Source organism: Bradyrhizobium commune (assembly GCF_015624505.1).
GTDB classification, from domain to species: domain Bacteria; phylum Pseudomonadota; class Alphaproteobacteria; order Rhizobiales; family Xanthobacteraceae; genus Bradyrhizobium; species Bradyrhizobium commune.
This window is the reverse complement of record NZ_CP061379.1, coordinates 6,511,423-6,526,775: the sequence shown is the minus strand read 5'-3', so window position 1 is coordinate 6,526,775 and position 15,353 is coordinate 6,511,423. Positions and strand designations below refer to the sequence as shown.

Genomic DNA, 15,353 nt, shown 5'->3' with positions numbered 1-15,353 from the left:
CTTCAGTTCGATTCCTTCAGTGCCGTCCGCACGGGGCGTGACAACCGTCGTTGCATCGGCCATCCGCGCCAGGAGAACTCCTGGTTGCGGGTCAGGCCGGTCGGCAGGTACATCAGGATGACGATGGTGATGATGCCGATCGCGATCTCCTGGATCCCGTTCGGCAGCGCGACGGTCGCTCCGCCGAGGTTGATGCCCTTTTCCAGGCTGCGGAACAGCTCGATCAGCACCGAGATCGCGACGACGCCGGTGACCGCCCCGCTCAGGCTGTACATGCCGCCGACCACCAGCATCGACAGCGTGATGAAGGTCGTCCGCAGATAAAAGGCGCCGGGATTGACGATACTCAGGAAGTGCGCGTAGAGCGCGCCGGCGAGGCCGATGATGAAGGCGCTGACCACGAAGGCGATCAACCGCTCACGGACAATGTCGATCCCGGAGGCACTGGCGGCGACGGACTCGTCGCGCGTGGCGCGCAGCGCGAGCCCGGAGCGGGAGATCGCGTAGAGATAAGCGATCGCGATCGCAACCCCCGCACCCAGCCATCCAATCCAGACGTTCATGGTTGGCGGTATGCCGACGATCGAACCTTGTCCGCCCGTGACGGAATCCCAGTTCGAATAGACGTTGTTGACGACACCGAGCAGCCCGAAGGTGGCGATCGAGGCGGCAATCCCCGACAGGCGCATGATGACGCGCCCGACGATGAGCGCGAACAAGGCCGCGAACAAACCCGAGATCGGCGTGGCCACCCACATCGGTAGCTGCGTGTGCAACAGCCACGCGGGTAGCCCCTTGAGCGTGATCGATTTCATCATCGGGGGGATCGCCAGCCAGGCGGTCATGTAGGCGCCGAGGCACATGAAGCTGATGTGTCCGAACGAGAGCAGGCCCGAATTGCCGACGAACACGTAAAGGCCGACCACGATCATGATGTTGATGAACATCTCGACGGCGGTCCGGTTGAAGGCGCGGCTGCCGAATTGGTAGGTCAGGGCCGCCATGACCAGCAGCACCACGATCAGGATGATCGGTGTCATGATCGTTTGCCGGATGACTGATGGTCGCTGCGGCATCGATCAAACTCTCTGCTTGGCGGATTTTGGTGCGAACAGGCCCTGCGGCCGCACCAGGAGCACGACGATCACCGCGCCATAGACGAAGGCGTCGCGGAAGACCCGCGCGTCGTGCGGCAAGGTTGCCTGGAACACGACGCTGGCGGCGCCAATGATGAAGCCGCCGGCAACCGCGCCGGGCACACTGCCGAGACCGCCGATCACGGTGGCGATGAAGGCAATCAACATGACGTTGGCGCCCATGTTGATATCGGCGGTGCCGGAGATGGTAGCCAGGATCAATCCGATCGCGGCGGCCAGCATGCCGCTGATGGCGAAGGCCAGCAGGATGACGCCGTTGGCGCGGACGCCGAGCATGCGTGCCATGGTGAAGTTCTCGGCCGCCGCGCGCATTTCGAGACCGTAGCGCGTGCGCTTGAGGAACAGCACGAGCACGGCGAGCGTAACCAGCGTGATGATGATGGTCACGACTTGCAGCATCGGGATGTGGGCGCCGAGAAAATCGACCGGCAGGCCGAGGCTCGGCCACAGCGTGATCGATTTCGGCCGACTCGAATAGAACATCAGCAGGACGTGGCGGATGACGAAGCCGAGGGCGAAGGAGGCGATCATCATCGTCGCCGGATTGGTGTTGCGGAAGCGGCGGAAGACGATGATCTCCGACAGGATCGAAAGTCCGGCCCCGACGAGCAGCAACAGCGGAATCAGGAGAAAGAACGGCAGGTTGCCGGCAAAGACGACGGCCGTCGCGTTGATCGACGGCCACAGCATCGCGAACACGCAGAAGGCGATGAAGTCGCCATGGGCGAAGTTGACGAGACGCATGACGCCGAAGATCAGGGCGATGCCCAGTGCGCCGAGGGCGTAGAGACTGCCGAGGCTCAGCGCGTCGAAGATGATTTGCAGGACCGCTGTCATTCTCAGTGGTCTCCGAAGCCGAAATAGGCCTGCTTGAGGCGTTCGTCTTTGACCATGTCTGCGGCCGCGCCTTCGAGCACGATGCGTCCGCCGCGGATCAGGATCATGCGTCCGCCGGTCATCATGGCGCGCGCCGAACTCTGCTCGACGATCAGCAGGGTGAGCCTGCGCTGCGATCGCAGCCGCATCAGGATTTCGTAGACCTGATCGATGATCTTGGGCGCGAGGCCGAGCGACGGCTCGTCGATCGCCATGATGCGGGGCGCCGTCATCAGTGCGCGGCCGATGACGAGCATCTGCTGCTGGCCACCGGAGAGCATGCCGGCCGCAGTATGCCGTCGATCAGCCAGCATCGGGAATTCGTCGTAGACGGACTCCAGATCGCCGGCGATCTTGTTCCTGTCGGTCCGCATGCCGGTGCCGACCTTCAGATTCTCCTCGATGCTCAGTGCGCCAAAGACGTTGCGTCCTTCCGGCACCAGCGAAAAGCCGCGCCGGGCGATGTCCTCCGGCGAGGCTCCCGTGACTCTCGCGCCGTCGATCGTGATGCTGCCCGATCCCGTCGGCACGACGCCCGCAATGGCATTCAGCAGGGTCGACTTGCCGGCGCCGTTGGGGCCGGTCACGAACAGGACCTCGCCCTCGGCGATCTCCAGCGTCACGCCTCGCAAGGCGGTCAGGCGTCCGTAGGTTACCGTGATCTCGTCGACGGCGAGCGGCGTCATCATGCGACGCCTGCTTCGGCCGCAGCAAGGGCCGGAATCGCTTCCTCGCGCTGCGTGCCCATGTAGGCATGCCGGACGGCGTCGCTGTCGCGGATCTGCGCAGGATCTCCGACTTCAATGATCTCGCCGGAATCGAGGACGAAGATGCGCTCGCAGAGCTCGAGGACCAGCCCGATATTGTGCTCGATCAGCAGCACGCCGACGCGGAGCTCACCGGCGATCCGCCTGATGATGACGGCCAGATCGTGGCTTTCATGCTCGGACATGCCCGCTGCCGGTTCATCCAGCAGCAGATAACGCGGCGTGCACATGATGGCGCGGCCGATGGCGACGCGGCGCTCGTCGGTGTAGGGCAGGGCGCCTGCGATCGTGCCGGCGAGGTGCGATATGCCGAGCCACGCCATCACGCGCTCGGCTTCCGTGATCGCCTCGCGCCGAGTCTGGCCAAGACCGACGCCGGTCACCTCCAGATTGTCCACGACCGGCAGGTCGCGGAAGAGACGGCCGGACTGGAACGTGCGCGCAACACCCTTGCGTCGCAGCTTGTGTGCCGCGATGCCAATGAGCGCTTCGCCTTCCAGTTCCACGATCCCTGTACCGACCGGCTGGAATCCCGTCAGTACGTTGATGAGTGTCGTCTTCCCGGCGCCGTTGGGGCCGATCAATCCGGTGATACGTCCCCGCGGTACAGAGAGGGTGACTTTGGACAGCGCTTTCAAGCCTTCGAATTGGACGCTGACGTCGCGAGCGACCAACTCCAAGCCACCGGAAGTCATCTCAAGGCCTTCTCACTTCACTCGCCGCCAACCACAGACGGATTTTTGCGTTGCGGGAGGCGATTGTAAAATTCGAAATATTGTTCGCTGATATCGGAAATTCTGATGATGCTGACTTTCAGCGAGGTGAGGGCGGCCGATCGCTCGAATTTCGATCGATCGCCGAGCGATTTTAGCGGGCGAATGTGGTCAATGGCATTCGTGTAACTCGCGAGTCCAAGCCGGTGAGTGGCGCGCGTGAGAGCCAAGCTGAACGAAATTAGCTATACGCAGAGTACAGAATCGCTGCGCGTGAAAGGCTTTGAGAATGTTCGCTGCCGGGCGCGAAAAGCCGTGATCGCTGTGGTTCACCGATCGTGGTTTTCTGGAATCGCGGAGGAGCGATGGAAAAGCGCGACTGATCTCGTCGCGCAGCGCAGCGACGCAAGGGTCATATCCATCGTGTACGGGTTTCAACACGTCTGGATTGGTCGCCGTCGAGGTCCGAGATTATGCCGCGAATTGCGTGGCTAGCTCGGGCTCCAGTGGTTCACTCCAAAGTGCAGGGATCATACGGTCGCCGGCGCCGAACCGCTGTTCTCGGCGTCCATCATTCCTGTCCTGCACAGCGGACGGGCGCGACTGCCTTGGAGTTGAGCGACGCGCTCCGGAGGGGCAAAACCTGCGCGCGCTATCGTCGCACCCGGGAGTGTCAGCAACGGAATCGTGGAGCAGCAGGAATCGGGCAACCGCTGCCTTTGGTCTACGCTTTGCAAGTTACGCAAGACGCAAATGCGCAAGACGATCGAAACGGCAGAGCGCCTCGCGGCCTCGAGAGCAGTTTCAGCGTTGCCGAAATCATCGAGGGATAGGACATGATCAACCGTAGAGATTTGATGTTAGGGGGGCTTGCCGGTGCCGCAGCGTTGGGCTTCGGACGGGTCAATCCAGATTTTCTGATGAACTCCGCCTTTGCCGCCGAAGGCAAGGCACTGCGATTTCTCGGCGCGGAGGCGCTGAGCGGGAATTGGGATCCGACCACGCACACCAATCTTGGCCAGCTCATCGTCGAAGGGTTCGTGTTCGGCTATCTGACGCGGGCGCCGATGAAACCGGACAAGCCGGATGAGCTGATCTTCGAATTGGCCGAGTCCATGACGCCGATCGATGCTTCCACGATGGAAGTCAAGCTTCGGAAGGGCATCAAGTTTCATGACGGCACGCCGTTTACGGCAGCCGACGTCAAGGCAACCTATGAATATGGCTGCCTGCCCGATCGACCGGCGCAATGGTATCCGGGCCTCGTCTCCGTCGACGTCGTCGATGATTTCACCTGCCGTATCAACACCAGGGCGCAGGGCTATCCGGCAACGCTCTATTACTATCTGTCTTCGTTCCTGCCGATCATGTCCGCCAAGGACGTTGCCAATAAGGCACAGCTGTCAGCCCGCATGAACGGCACCGGGCCTTACAAGTATGTCGAGCAGAAGGGCGATACCACCGTCCTTGCCGCGAATACCGATTTCTTCCTCGGAGCACCGAAGATCCCCGGCGTCGAATATCACTTCGTCGGCGATACCACGACCCGGACGCTGTCGTTGCTGAATGGCTCGGCGGACATTATCGAGCGGTTGGAGCAGGAGCAGGTCGAGACTATTTCCAAGGATGCTCGCTTCAACATCCACAAGGCGGTGTCGGTCGAGAACAAATATCTGTTCTTCCGCTGCTCCAAGAAGCCGTTCGACGATCCGCGTATCCGGCTGGCGGCCTGCCACTCCATCGATCGTAAGCAGGTGCTGGAGGTGCTTGGCGTCTCCGGAACCTACTCCAAGGCGCATATCTCGCCGGTGAAGTTTGGCTATGCGGAGGTCGCCGATTATCCGGAGTTCGATCCAGCCAAGGCCCAGAAGCTGCTGGCGGAAGCCGGCTTCCCGAAGGGCCAAGGCCTTCCGGAACTCACCTATTACACCTCGGTCGGGTTCTATCCGAAGACCAAGGAATATGCCGAACTGATCACCGGCATGCTCCAGGAGCAGGGTTTCAAGGTCAATCTTCAGACCCTCGAGGTCGCGGCCTGGGGCAACTTGCTCTATGACAAGCCCGGCGGCGGCGAAGGCAATATGATCGACTGCGGTTGGTGCACGGGTTCGCCCGAGCCGGATCTGGTGCTGCGCACCCACTTCCATTCCTCGTCCAAGCGCATCACCGGCATCGTCGACAAGGACATCGATGCCGTCCTCGACAAGGAGCGCAACGCTACCTCAATCGAGGAACGCAAGAAGATCCTGCAGACCGAGACGCTCCCGATGATCGCCAAGAAGGCGCCGGCGCTGGCGCTGTTCACGTCGGTCTTCATCCACGCCTACAGCAAGAAGCTGGATGGTCTCTACATCTACCCGAACGGCATGCAGGACATGACCAAGGCCACGCTGGCATGATGATTGCTCCGACAGGTCGGACTTGTCCGACCAGTCGGTTTTCTTAGGTCGGCCGCAGGTCGGACTTGTCCGACGTGCCGGTTTTCTCAGGTCGGGTGCAGGCTGGACAACCCGGCCTGCCGGAGTTCTCGACGAATACAAGGGTAGCTCTTCCCGATGTTGATCCTGGAATTCCTGGTCAAGCGGATCGCGCAGGGCCTCCTGATCGTCGTCATCACCTCGCTGATCATCTTTACGCTGTTGCGCGTGGTTCCCGGCGACCCCGTCCGCCTGATCGTCGGCGGCATGGCGCCGCCCGACGTGGTCGAGCAGGTGGCGACCAAGATGGGGCTGCGTGATCCCATCATCGTGCAATATGGCCGCTATATGGGCGGTCTGCTCCAGGGCGATCTCGGGCAGTCCTATCTGCGACCGCGCAGCGGCATGATTGCGGCCGGTGGGCAATATATCGATCCGACAAAGTCGGATATGGCGCGGGTGACCGATCTCATTCTCGAACGCCTGCCGTTCACGCTGCAATTGGGTGGCATGGCCCTGCTATTCGCGCTGCTGCTCTCGTTTCCGGTCGGGATAGCCGGCGGCCTGCATCAGCATCGATGGCAGAACGCCTTGGCGTTCGGCATGCAGTCGCTGTTCGTGTCGATCCCGAATTTCTGGCTCGCGATCGTCCTGATCCTGTTTCTGTCGATCAAGCTGAAGCTGCTTCCGGCGCTCGGCTATCAGGGGTTCTCTTACGTCATACTGCCGGCCCTCGTGCTGGCGGTCGAGATCGCTCCCTTCATCATCCGGACGCTGACGACGTCACTGGGCGAGGTGATGCAGGCGTCTTTCATCGATGAAGCCCGCGTCCGCGGCCTTTCGCGCCGGCGCATCGTCTATTCCCATGCGCTGCGTAATGCGGCAGTGCCGCTGGTCAATTTGCTCGGCATCCAGCTCTCGAGCCTGATCGGCGGCGTGCTGGTGATCGAGTACATCTTTGATTATCCGGGCCTCGGCAATCTGACCGTTGTGTCCGTCGTCGGGCGCGATTTCCCAGTCATTCAGGGCATCGCCATCACGACCAGCGCCGTCTTTGTCTTCATCAATATCATCGTGGATCTGGTCGCCTACCTGATCGATCCTCGCGTGGAGATCTGACCATGACGGCCACCACAGTCATCGCTGCGGAGCCGGTGTCCGGGACGGCTCGCATCCGATCGGTCAATAGGCGGATCCTGGCTGCAGCCTGGGGCATGACGAGCTTCAAGATCGGCTTCTTTGTTTTCGTCGCGCTGCTGCTCGCGTCCGCGATCTATCCCGAGGTCTCCTCGGTCAGCGCCACCAAAATGGTGGTGAAGGACAAGTTCCTGGCGCCCGTCTACCTCGGTGACAAATGGACCTGGGATCACGTGCTGGGCACCGATCAACTCGGCCGCGACATCCTGATGCGCAGCCTGATAGGCTTGCGCTATTCGCTGCTGGTCGGCATCGTCACGGTGTTGCTCATCTTCATCATCGGCTGCGGCCTCGGCCTGTTCGCGGGCTTCAAGGGCAAATGGTGGGACACCATCATCATGCGGATCACCGACGCCCAGCTCTCGATTCCGATGATCATCCTGGCGATCACGATTCTTGGCGTATCGCGGCCGACCGTTCCGACCATCATCATCGTGCTCGCGCTGTCTGGCTGGCCGCTTTACGCGCGGGTGGCCCGCAGTGCCGCAGTCGCCGAGCGCGGCAAGGAATATGTGCGCGGCTTGCGCGTGCTTGGGGCCGGAGATTGGCGGATCCTGTTGCTGTTCGCGGCGCCCAACATCCTGCCGCCGATCGCTTTCGTCGCAGTGCTCGATGTCGCCCGCATGATGATCTTCGAAGCGATCCTCGGCTTTCTTGGGCTCGGCATTCAGCCGCCGACGCCGAGCTTTGGCAGCATCATCGCCGATTCCCGCAAATATCTGCTCAATGCCTGGTGGATCGGGACCATCCCGGGCATTTTCCTCGCCATCGCGCTGACCTCGATCAATCTCATGGGCTCGGCGCTGGAAAAGGCGCGCAACCGGATCTATGGAGGTCTCTGAGGTGGATCTCTCGCTCATTCTCGAAATCGACGATCTGACGGTCGCTGCCACGATGCCGGGCGCAGCTCCGATCCTCGATCACATCAGCTTCCGCCTCGGCTCGTCGGAGATCTTCGGCATCTATGGCGAGAGCGGCGCGGGAAAGACCGTGCTCAGCCGCGCGCTCGCGAATTGGTTGCCGGAAAGCCTGCAATATCGCGCCGGGCGGGTCGCCTTCGCCGGTCATGATATCCTCGGCGCCGGGGCGCAGGAGGTCCGGATCGGACGTGACATCGCCTATATCGGCTCCAAGCCGCAGAGCTCGCTCGATCCGACCGTGCCGGTCGGCGTCCAGATCGCGGAGAAACTGCATAGCGTCAGGCCTGAATGGAACAAGCGGGAATGCCGGGACCGGGTCATGCAGCTCCTTGGTGAGGTCCGAATTCCTTCGCCGAAGGAGCGCTACTGGGACTACCCGTCGAAATTCTCTGGCGGCATGATGCAGCGTGCGATGATTGTCGACGCCATTTGCGCCGAACCAGCGGTTCTCATCGCCGATAACGTTACCCAGCCGCTGGACGTCACCATTGCCGCGCAGATCGTGGCACTGCTTCATGACCTCTGTACGCGCCACAAGATGGCAACGATCTACCTGTCGTCGTCCTTGCCGACGCTCGGCCAGTTCGGCGACCGGACGGCCGTGCTGCACCAGGGCCGGTTCGTCGAGCAGCAGGCCTTTGCCGACCTGCTGGCATCCCCGCAATCCGACTACACGCGCAAGGCCATCGCGAGCGTGCCGCAGATGTGGGCGACAGCGGAAGGCCCGCTTGTCCGCCGTCAGGCCCAGGGCGAGGCTCCGCTGATGAAAGTGGAGAATGTCCATCGCACCTATCGGGCCCGCAAGCGCGGCACGTTCAACAGCTACAGCAACGTGCAGGCCGTGCGCGGCGTGACGCTCGACATCATGCCGCGCGAGAATTTCGGCATTGTCGGTGAATCCGGCTGCGGCAAGTCGACCCTGACCCGGCTCCTGGCCTGGCTGGAGACGCCTGACAGCGGCAGCATCGTCCTGAACGGGACGTCGCTCGGAACCCTGTCGTCAGGCGATCTGATCCGCAAGCGCAACGAGTTCCAGCTGCTTCTGCAGGACCCCTACAACGCCTTGCCACCGCGCACCACGGTCGGCCGCATGATCGAGGAAAGCCTTCTGATCCGTGGCCGTATCAAGCGCGCCGATCTGCGGAAGCGGGTGATCGCGGCGATGGCCGAGGTCGGTCTTGCCGCCGAACTTTACGACCAGTTGCCGAACGCGCTCTCCACCGGCGAGCGACAGCGCATCTCGATCGCGCGGGCCCTGATTCTCGACCCCAAGCTCCTGATCCTCGACGAGACCTTGTCGTCACTGGACCAGCGTGAGCAGGGCAGGCTGATCGAGCTGTTCTCGAAACTGCAGGACAAGAACGACCTCACCTACGTCTTCATTTCGCACGATCTGGCGATGGTGCGGAAGGTCTGCACGCGAATTGCGGTCATGTATCTCGGTGAGATGGTCGAGATTGCCGACAATCACGATCTGTTTTTCGATGCGCAGCATCCGTATACGAAGGCGTTGCTGTCGGCGGCCCCGACACTGGAGGAGAAGCCGTTCGATCCGTCCGATTTCCTGCTGGAGGGCGAGCCGCCCAGTCCGATCGATATCCCGGCGGGTTGCAGCTTCGCTTCGCGCTGCCCGAAGGCATTCGGGCGCTGCCGGATGGAGACGCCGAAACTCGTCGAACATTCGCCCGGGCGCTTCGCCGCCTGCCATCTGCTTGACGGGAATAAGGCGCAAGCGGCCGCCTAGAGTGCGACTGCGTCGTGCCCGTTGATTAACCCGCCATATCAATGATTTCGCAGGATTCACAGGCATCACGCCGGTGGGTCCCGGCTACTGTGCATGGGGTTGTTTTAATATTTTTATTGTCAGGCCCTTGGCTTGAACGGCCAGTCCATCTTGACGGTGCGCATATCTTCGAGCGCCTTGGTCACCTGGAGCACGCCGAGATCATCGAAGCGATGGCCGATAACCTGCACGCCGATTGGCAGATGGCGGGAGTCGAATGCCATGCAGACCGTTGAGGCGGGCTGGCAGGTCTGGTTGAACATGGCGGCGAAGTGTGTGTGCGCGAGCGGCATGTCGCGGGAGACACCCGGCTCCTCCGCTGGAAAATTCACCACCGGCAACGTCGGTGAAATGACATAGTCCCAGCCTTCGAAGGCCGCCAGCAGCGCCGCCTTCATCTTGGCGATCCGGCCCAGTGCCCGGTAAAGGTCTGTGCCGGAGTGCTTCGCTCCGCCGAGGGACCACGCGCGAACATAAGGATTGATGTCGCGTGCAGTGTCGCTGTGTGGGGGCAGCGACGTGTATTCGAGATAGCCGCGGACCTGAAGGAACAGGTCGATGGCCTCGTAGGCGTCATAGTCGAGTGGCGAGACAAAGGGCTCGACGACGGCGCCTGCGTCGGCGAGCAGCTTGCCGGCGGCCTCGACGGTCTCGCGTACGACCGCTTCGGGCTTCATGCCAAAACCCATGTCGGTGAGGACGCCGATCTTCAGGCCCTTCACATCGCACTTGAGGCGCTCGTGGTAGCGCACGCCGTCCGCGGGAAGGCTCCATGTGTCGCGTTCGTCCTGCCGCGTCAGTACGGTCAGGAGGCGGGCAATATCATCGACGCTACGGCCCATGGGACCCGCCATGCGCATGGTGTCGGCCGGCAGATGCGGCACGCGTCCGTGGGTCGGTTTCAGTCCGGCCAGTCCGCAATGCGCTGCTGGAAGGCGAACGGAGCCCGCGATGTCAGTTCCGACCGAGACATATCCGGCACCGCCCGCAACGGAGGCGCCGGCGCCGGCGGACGAGCCGCCGGTGTTCCAGGCGAGGCCCCAGGGATTGCGGGTGATGCCGTGCAGCGAGCTGATGCCGGATGCCATCAGGCCACAATCCGGCATGGTGGCTTTTGCAAAGATCACCGCGCCGGCTTCGTGCAGCGCGAGCGCCGGCGGTGAATCGTAGTTCGAGGGCGGCAGGGCGCGGTTGGCCCCGATACCGTGAAAGTAGGGCCAGCCGATCATGGCGACGCTGTCCTTGACGGTCATCGGGACGCCGTCGAGCGGGCCCAGCGCAGCCCCGGACTTCCATCGTGCTTCCGACTGTTGCGCGCTGGCCAAGGCCTGCTCCGGACGGAAGGAGAACAGGGCGTTGATCGCGGTATTGACCTCCTCGGCATGGCTGAGGGTGGTCCGCAAGACCTCAACAGGTGACAATGCGCGCGAGGCGTAAGCCTCTGTCAGCTCGGCAAGGTTCATCCCGATCAGTTCTGCAGCAGACATGTAGGCCCCAAATGGTGGCGTCAAGGATCACTGTCCGGATAGCGAAAATAGCCTGCGTTAGGGTAGGGCCGCTGCTCCAAGGGCACGATTTGGTGGAGCGCGAGGCATCCCTTTTGCATCTGTCTTGATCAAAATCTGTCTTGATCAAATTTGGCGGGCACGAAAGTCGGCCGAACAAGCACGCGAGATCAGACGTCGCCATGAGTTCATCTGGAACGGAACTAGCTACGATCCGAAGCCACATTGCCGGTCTCCCGGGATGGGGATCTGGTGACATGGTGATTGAGCCCGCCATACCGGTTCTGGCGTCGCCGAGCTGGCGCGGTGTCGACGGCTTTCCCTGGCGCGCCACCCGGAAGGGAAGCGATGAAAGCATCTTCATCAAGCGCATGGATCGCGATGCCGAGCTCTATATCGACGTAGCCTGTGCTTTTGAATCAGCCCAGCGCGCATCCGACCTCGGCATTGGCCCGAAGGTGCTCTTGGCTGATGCGAAGGCTGGCCATCTGGTGATGGAGGACCTCAACCGAGGTTGGCGGGTCGGCACCCTGGAGCGGATGCTGGAGCCCAAAATCGTCGACGCCGTCATTGCGGCCCGGCGTCTGTTCCAGACAGGACAACCGCTTCCGCGGCGCAAGAGCGTTTTTGACGAGATCGAGGATTTTTATACCGCGGCGATGGCAGCGAACGCCCAACTGCCTTTGGACGCCGAATGGATGGTCAAGGAGTTACGCTTTGCGGCGGATGCCTTCGGGGAACTTGATATCACTCCGGTACCGATCCACGGCGATGGCAACGTCTCGAACATTCTGATCAGCGATGCCGGTGAGATACGTTTGATCGACTGGGACCGCGCGACGACGGCAGACCCGCTGGAGGATATCGGCAGTTTCCTCGTCGAGGCCTTTGCCCAAGAGCCCGAGGCGCGCGACGCTTTCATTCGAAATGCCGGCGCATTCGAGGAAGGTGCGTTCAATCGGGCGCGCATTTATGGCGTGGCGGATGATCTGCGCTGGGGACTGATCGGCGCGCTGCTCGCTGCCAGGTCGGCCCGCAATACGCTCGAGTTCTACAAATTTGCCAGTTGGCGCTTCGTGCGTTGCCGCATGGCGGTCCGGGAGCCGCGCTTCGGCGAAATGCTTCGGAGGCTCGCATGACCGTTCGCAGACAACTCGGCGAGGGGACCACGGTCCACGAACGCAATGTCGAAGCTGCAATTGCTCGCGTACCGCAATGGCGCGGCAAGGCGGCCGCCTATGCGCCGCTGGTCGGCGGCCTGTCGAACCAGAACTGGCTGGTCGAGATTTCCGGCGACGGCCGCCGCTATTTCGTCAAGGTGCCCGGCGAGGGCTCGGAGATGTTCATCGATCGCGTGACCGCCAACGAGGCCGCGCGCAATGCCCACGCCATGGATGTTGGACCGGAAGTTATCTTCTTCGACGCGGCGGACGGGCTGGAGATCAGCGAATTTCTGGAGGGCTATCGCGCCTGTACCAACGCTGATTTCGGTGATCCCGGCATCCAGTCCGACGTTCTCAATCTCTACCGCCGCTTGCACGGCGGCCCAAAGCTCGGCCAGACCAAAACGATCTTTGACATGATCGAGGAACATATCGAGCAGGGCAAGGAGCTTGGCGCACATTTTCCGCAAGACATGCCCTGGCTCATGCACCGCTACAATCAGGCCAAGGCCGCCTTCCTGGCATCGGGCCTCGATCTTGTACCGTGTTTCAACGACCCCATGCCGGGAAATTTCCTCATTTCAGCGGAAGCCGGCGAACCCAAGCCGATGAAGCTGATCGACTACGAATTTGCCTCCAACAATGAGCGCAGCTACGAGCTCGGCGTGCTGTTTGCCGAAATGTTCTTTGACGAGAAGCTGACGGAAACTCTTATCGAGCAATATCTGGGCGAAGTTCGTCCGCAGATGATCGCGCGCGTCATCCTCAACCGTGCGCTCGCGGACATGAAATGGGCCTCATGGGCGGTCGTCAACCGCAAGCTCAACAGCTGGGATTTCGACTATCAGAAGTATGGCGTCTGGAAATACATGCGCGCCCACGACGTGATGTATGACCCGCGCTGGGATGGCTGGTTGCGGCTGGTGTGAGGCGCGCCGACCGGCCCGGCGGGCCTCTCGCAATTATTGCTTCAAGACGGCCAAGGCCTGTTTCAGCAGGCTTTCGTTCGCAGCAGCGATCACGCGTCCGTCCGAGTCGGGCGTGAGCGGCCGCCCATCCCAATCGCGTATGATCCCGCCGGCACCTTCGATCACGGGGATCAATGCCATGAAATCGAACGACTTGAGCGACGTTTCGACGACGAGATCGCAGTGGCCGGATGCCAACAGCCCATACTGGTAGCAGTCGCCGCCAAATCGCCGAAACATGGCTTTTTTGCTCAGCACGTCGTAGCGGGCCCAGTCCTGCGGCGTAAAGAAATCCGGCGACGATGTGTAGATCTGTGCGTCTTCCAATTTCACCGTGCGGCTCACCTTGGCCGGCTTGCCGTTGAAGGTGGCGCCGCGTGGCGTGCCGTACCACCGTTCGGCGAGCGCAGGCATGTCGATCATGCCGGCGACAACCACACCCTCGCGCTCGTCGGCGAGCGCCACAAGCGTACCGAACAGCGGCATTCCCGAGATGAAGCTTTTCGTCCCGTCGATCGGATCGAGATACCAGGTATAGCGATCGCCCAAGGTCGATCCCATCTCCTCGCCAAGGATGCCGTGATCGGGGAAGCGCGAGCTGATCAGGCGTCGCAATTCCACCTCGATCGCACGATCGGCGATCGTCACCGGCGTCAGATCCTCCTTGCGCTCGAAATCGACGCTGGAGCGGAAATGAGGCAATGCAATCCGGCCAGCGACGTCGGCAAGTTCATGGAAGAACGAAGCGAGCTCGCCCGCCGATATCATGTCTTGAATTTCGTCCAATGGTTTCTCCAGGAAAAAGCACGTCGGCGCACAGGGAGCGCGACGCCTGGCCTCGAGAAGATGGTCCCTAGAACGTCTCGTGAAGCGGTTGCTTGCGGACGTCCCAATACGGGGAGTCAAAGGCGTTGCGCGAGGAAGCGATTTGTGGCGAGGACGATCCTTTCGGCTGCGCAGGGCGCACGTTTGTGCCCGCCTGCTGCGCGGCCGCGGGCGTCTGGCGAGCGTCACGCGGCGCGATCTTGAAATGACGGCTGAAACAGCGCGAGAAATGCGACACGTTCTTGAAGCCGACTTCGTAGGCAACCTCGGATACGGTGCGATGGCCCTTCGGATCGGCGACCAGGATTTCATAGGCCCGCTGCAGCCGCTTGGTCTGGACGAACTGGCTGACCGTCGTCTCATTGTCGTTGAACAGACTGTAGAGATAGCTTAGCGAGATGCGGCTGCTGGCCGCGATTTTCTTCGGTGACAGCGACTGGTCGCTGAGATTGCTTTCGATGAAGTCGACGATCCGGCGACGCAGATGATAGCGTGCGTTGCGGACGTCGGTGGCGGCACCCCGGTCTTCCGATCCGATCGTCAGCGCCACGAAGCCGACGATTTCAGTTGCAAGCGCCTGTGGATTGGGCGGCGGGCAGTCGATGAAGAGTTCGGCGACGCTTCCGATCATTCCGGCCAGCAGGCGGGTCATCCGTTCGTTCGGCTTGAAGCGTCGGCTGATGTGGTCTTCGATCGAGACGAGCCGCCCGCGCAATTCCACGGCGGGGATCCGCAGCACCAAAAAGCGCGCCGTCTTATCCGAAGACAGTTCGTAGAAGGCGAGTTCGCTGAGCAGGACATATTCGCCGGGTCGGGCAGTGCCGACCCGGCCGTCCTGGCTGAAGGCCACGCATCCCGTCAGAGGCAACGCGAGCACATAGGATGCATCAGTCACATGGGCAGCCCGTTCCCACTTACGAGCAAAGGCCCAGCCCGGCTCGATGAGTTCAAGATCCAAGCGTCCGATCCGGGTTCGCCGATGCAGTACCGGGCCCTTATCCTCATGACCATCAAGGCAGGTATGCTCCTCGCGGGCAGCAAGAGAGGTGAGGCGTGCCATGG

13 protein-coding genes are annotated in these 15,353 nt (G+C 61.8%); 6 read left to right on the top strand and 7 right to left on the bottom strand.

Going from position 1 to position 15,353, the window contains the following annotated elements; all coding sequences use genetic code 11:
• Window positions 1-2: 2 nt before the first annotated feature.
• Genes IC761_RS30560 through IC761_RS30545 form a run of 4 tightly spaced genes read right to left on the bottom strand, consistent with a single transcriptional unit; the run spans window position 3 to window position 3,495 of the window.
• Entirely contained in the window at window positions 3-1,040 is a 1,038-nt protein-coding gene (locus IC761_RS30560; RefSeq protein ID WP_246791379.1) for a branched-chain amino acid ABC transporter permease, read from the bottom strand.
• A 39-nt stretch (window positions 1,041-1,079) separates the two neighbouring features.
• Window positions 1,080-1,994 carry a branched-chain amino acid ABC transporter permease gene (locus IC761_RS30555; protein WP_195800358.1) on the bottom strand — a complete coding sequence of 305 codons (915 nt, stop codon included), beginning with the start codon at window positions 1,992-1,994 and terminating at the stop codon, window positions 1,080-1,082.
• Between the two features lie 2 nt (window positions 1,995-1,996).
• Complete coding sequence (locus IC761_RS30550; protein WP_246791378.1) at window positions 1,997-2,722, bottom strand: ABC transporter ATP-binding protein; 726 nt, start codon at window positions 2,720-2,722, stop codon at window positions 1,997-1,999.
• Window positions 2,719-3,495, bottom strand: coding sequence for an ABC transporter ATP-binding protein (locus tag IC761_RS30545; RefSeq protein ID WP_195800357.1), 777 nt, complete (start codon window positions 3,493-3,495; stop codon window positions 2,719-2,721). Before IC761_RS30545 ends, IC761_RS30550 begins: the two co-directional genes overlap by 4 nt.
• An 854-nt stretch (window positions 3,496-4,349) precedes the next feature.
• On the opposite strand from IC761_RS30545, the gene IC761_RS30540 reads away from it, so the two are divergent.
• The 4 genes from IC761_RS30540 (at window position 4,350) to IC761_RS30525 (ending at window position 9,791) form a co-directional block, all read left to right on the top strand.
• A complete protein-coding gene (locus IC761_RS30540) occupies window positions 4,350-5,912 on the top strand; it encodes an ABC transporter substrate-binding protein (protein WP_195800356.1) in 1,563 nt (520 codons plus the stop codon).
• 156 nt (window positions 5,913-6,068) lie between these two features.
• Window positions 6,069-7,049, top strand: coding sequence for an ABC transporter permease (locus IC761_RS30535; RefSeq protein ID WP_195800355.1), 981 nt, complete (start codon window positions 6,069-6,071; stop codon window positions 7,047-7,049).
• Window positions 7,050-7,051: 2 nt separating this feature from the next.
• Window positions 7,052-7,969: an ABC transporter permease gene (locus IC761_RS30530; protein WP_195800354.1), complete on the top strand. Its 918-nt coding sequence runs from the start codon at window positions 7,052-7,054 to the stop codon at window positions 7,967-7,969.
• A complete protein-coding gene (locus IC761_RS30525; protein ID WP_195800353.1) occupies window positions 7,956-9,791 on the top strand; it encodes an ABC transporter ATP-binding protein in 1,836 nt (611 codons plus the stop codon). Before IC761_RS30530 ends, IC761_RS30525 begins: the two co-directional genes overlap by 14 nt.
• A 119-nt stretch (window positions 9,792-9,910) precedes the next feature.
• Here the strand turns inward: IC761_RS30525 and IC761_RS30520 are convergent, their stop codons facing one another.
• A complete protein-coding gene (locus IC761_RS30520; RefSeq protein ID WP_195800352.1) occupies window positions 9,911-11,317 on the bottom strand; it encodes an amidase in 1,407 nt (468 codons plus the stop codon).
• Window positions 11,318-11,592: 275 nt separating this feature from the next.
• Here IC761_RS30520 and IC761_RS30515 point away from each other — a divergent pair, with 275 nt between their 5' ends.
• Together IC761_RS30515 and IC761_RS30510 are read left to right on the top strand one after the other, a co-directional pair.
• On the top strand, window positions 11,593-12,474 hold the full coding sequence (locus tag IC761_RS30515; protein WP_246791376.1) for a phosphotransferase: 882 nt from the start codon (window positions 11,593-11,595) through the stop codon (window positions 12,472-12,474).
• Window positions 12,471-13,427 (top strand): choline/ethanolamine kinase family protein, encoded by a 957-nt coding sequence (locus tag IC761_RS30510; RefSeq protein WP_195800350.1) that lies wholly within the window; start codon window positions 12,471-12,473, stop codon window positions 13,425-13,427. Before IC761_RS30515 ends, IC761_RS30510 begins: the two co-directional genes overlap by 4 nt.
• A gap of 33 nt (window positions 13,428-13,460) precedes the next feature.
• Here IC761_RS30510 and IC761_RS30505 read toward each other — a convergent pair whose 3' ends face one another.
• Both IC761_RS30505 and IC761_RS30500 read right to left on the bottom strand, forming a co-directional pair.
• A complete protein-coding gene (locus IC761_RS30505) occupies window positions 13,461-14,234 on the bottom strand; it encodes an inositol monophosphatase family protein (protein WP_195804817.1) in 774 nt (257 codons plus the stop codon).
• A gap of 85 nt (window positions 14,235-14,319) precedes the next feature.
• Window positions 14,320-15,351, bottom strand: coding sequence for a helix-turn-helix domain-containing protein (locus IC761_RS30500; protein WP_195800349.1), 1,032 nt, complete (start codon window positions 15,349-15,351; stop codon window positions 14,320-14,322).
• Window positions 15,352-15,353: the final 2 nt, after the last annotated feature.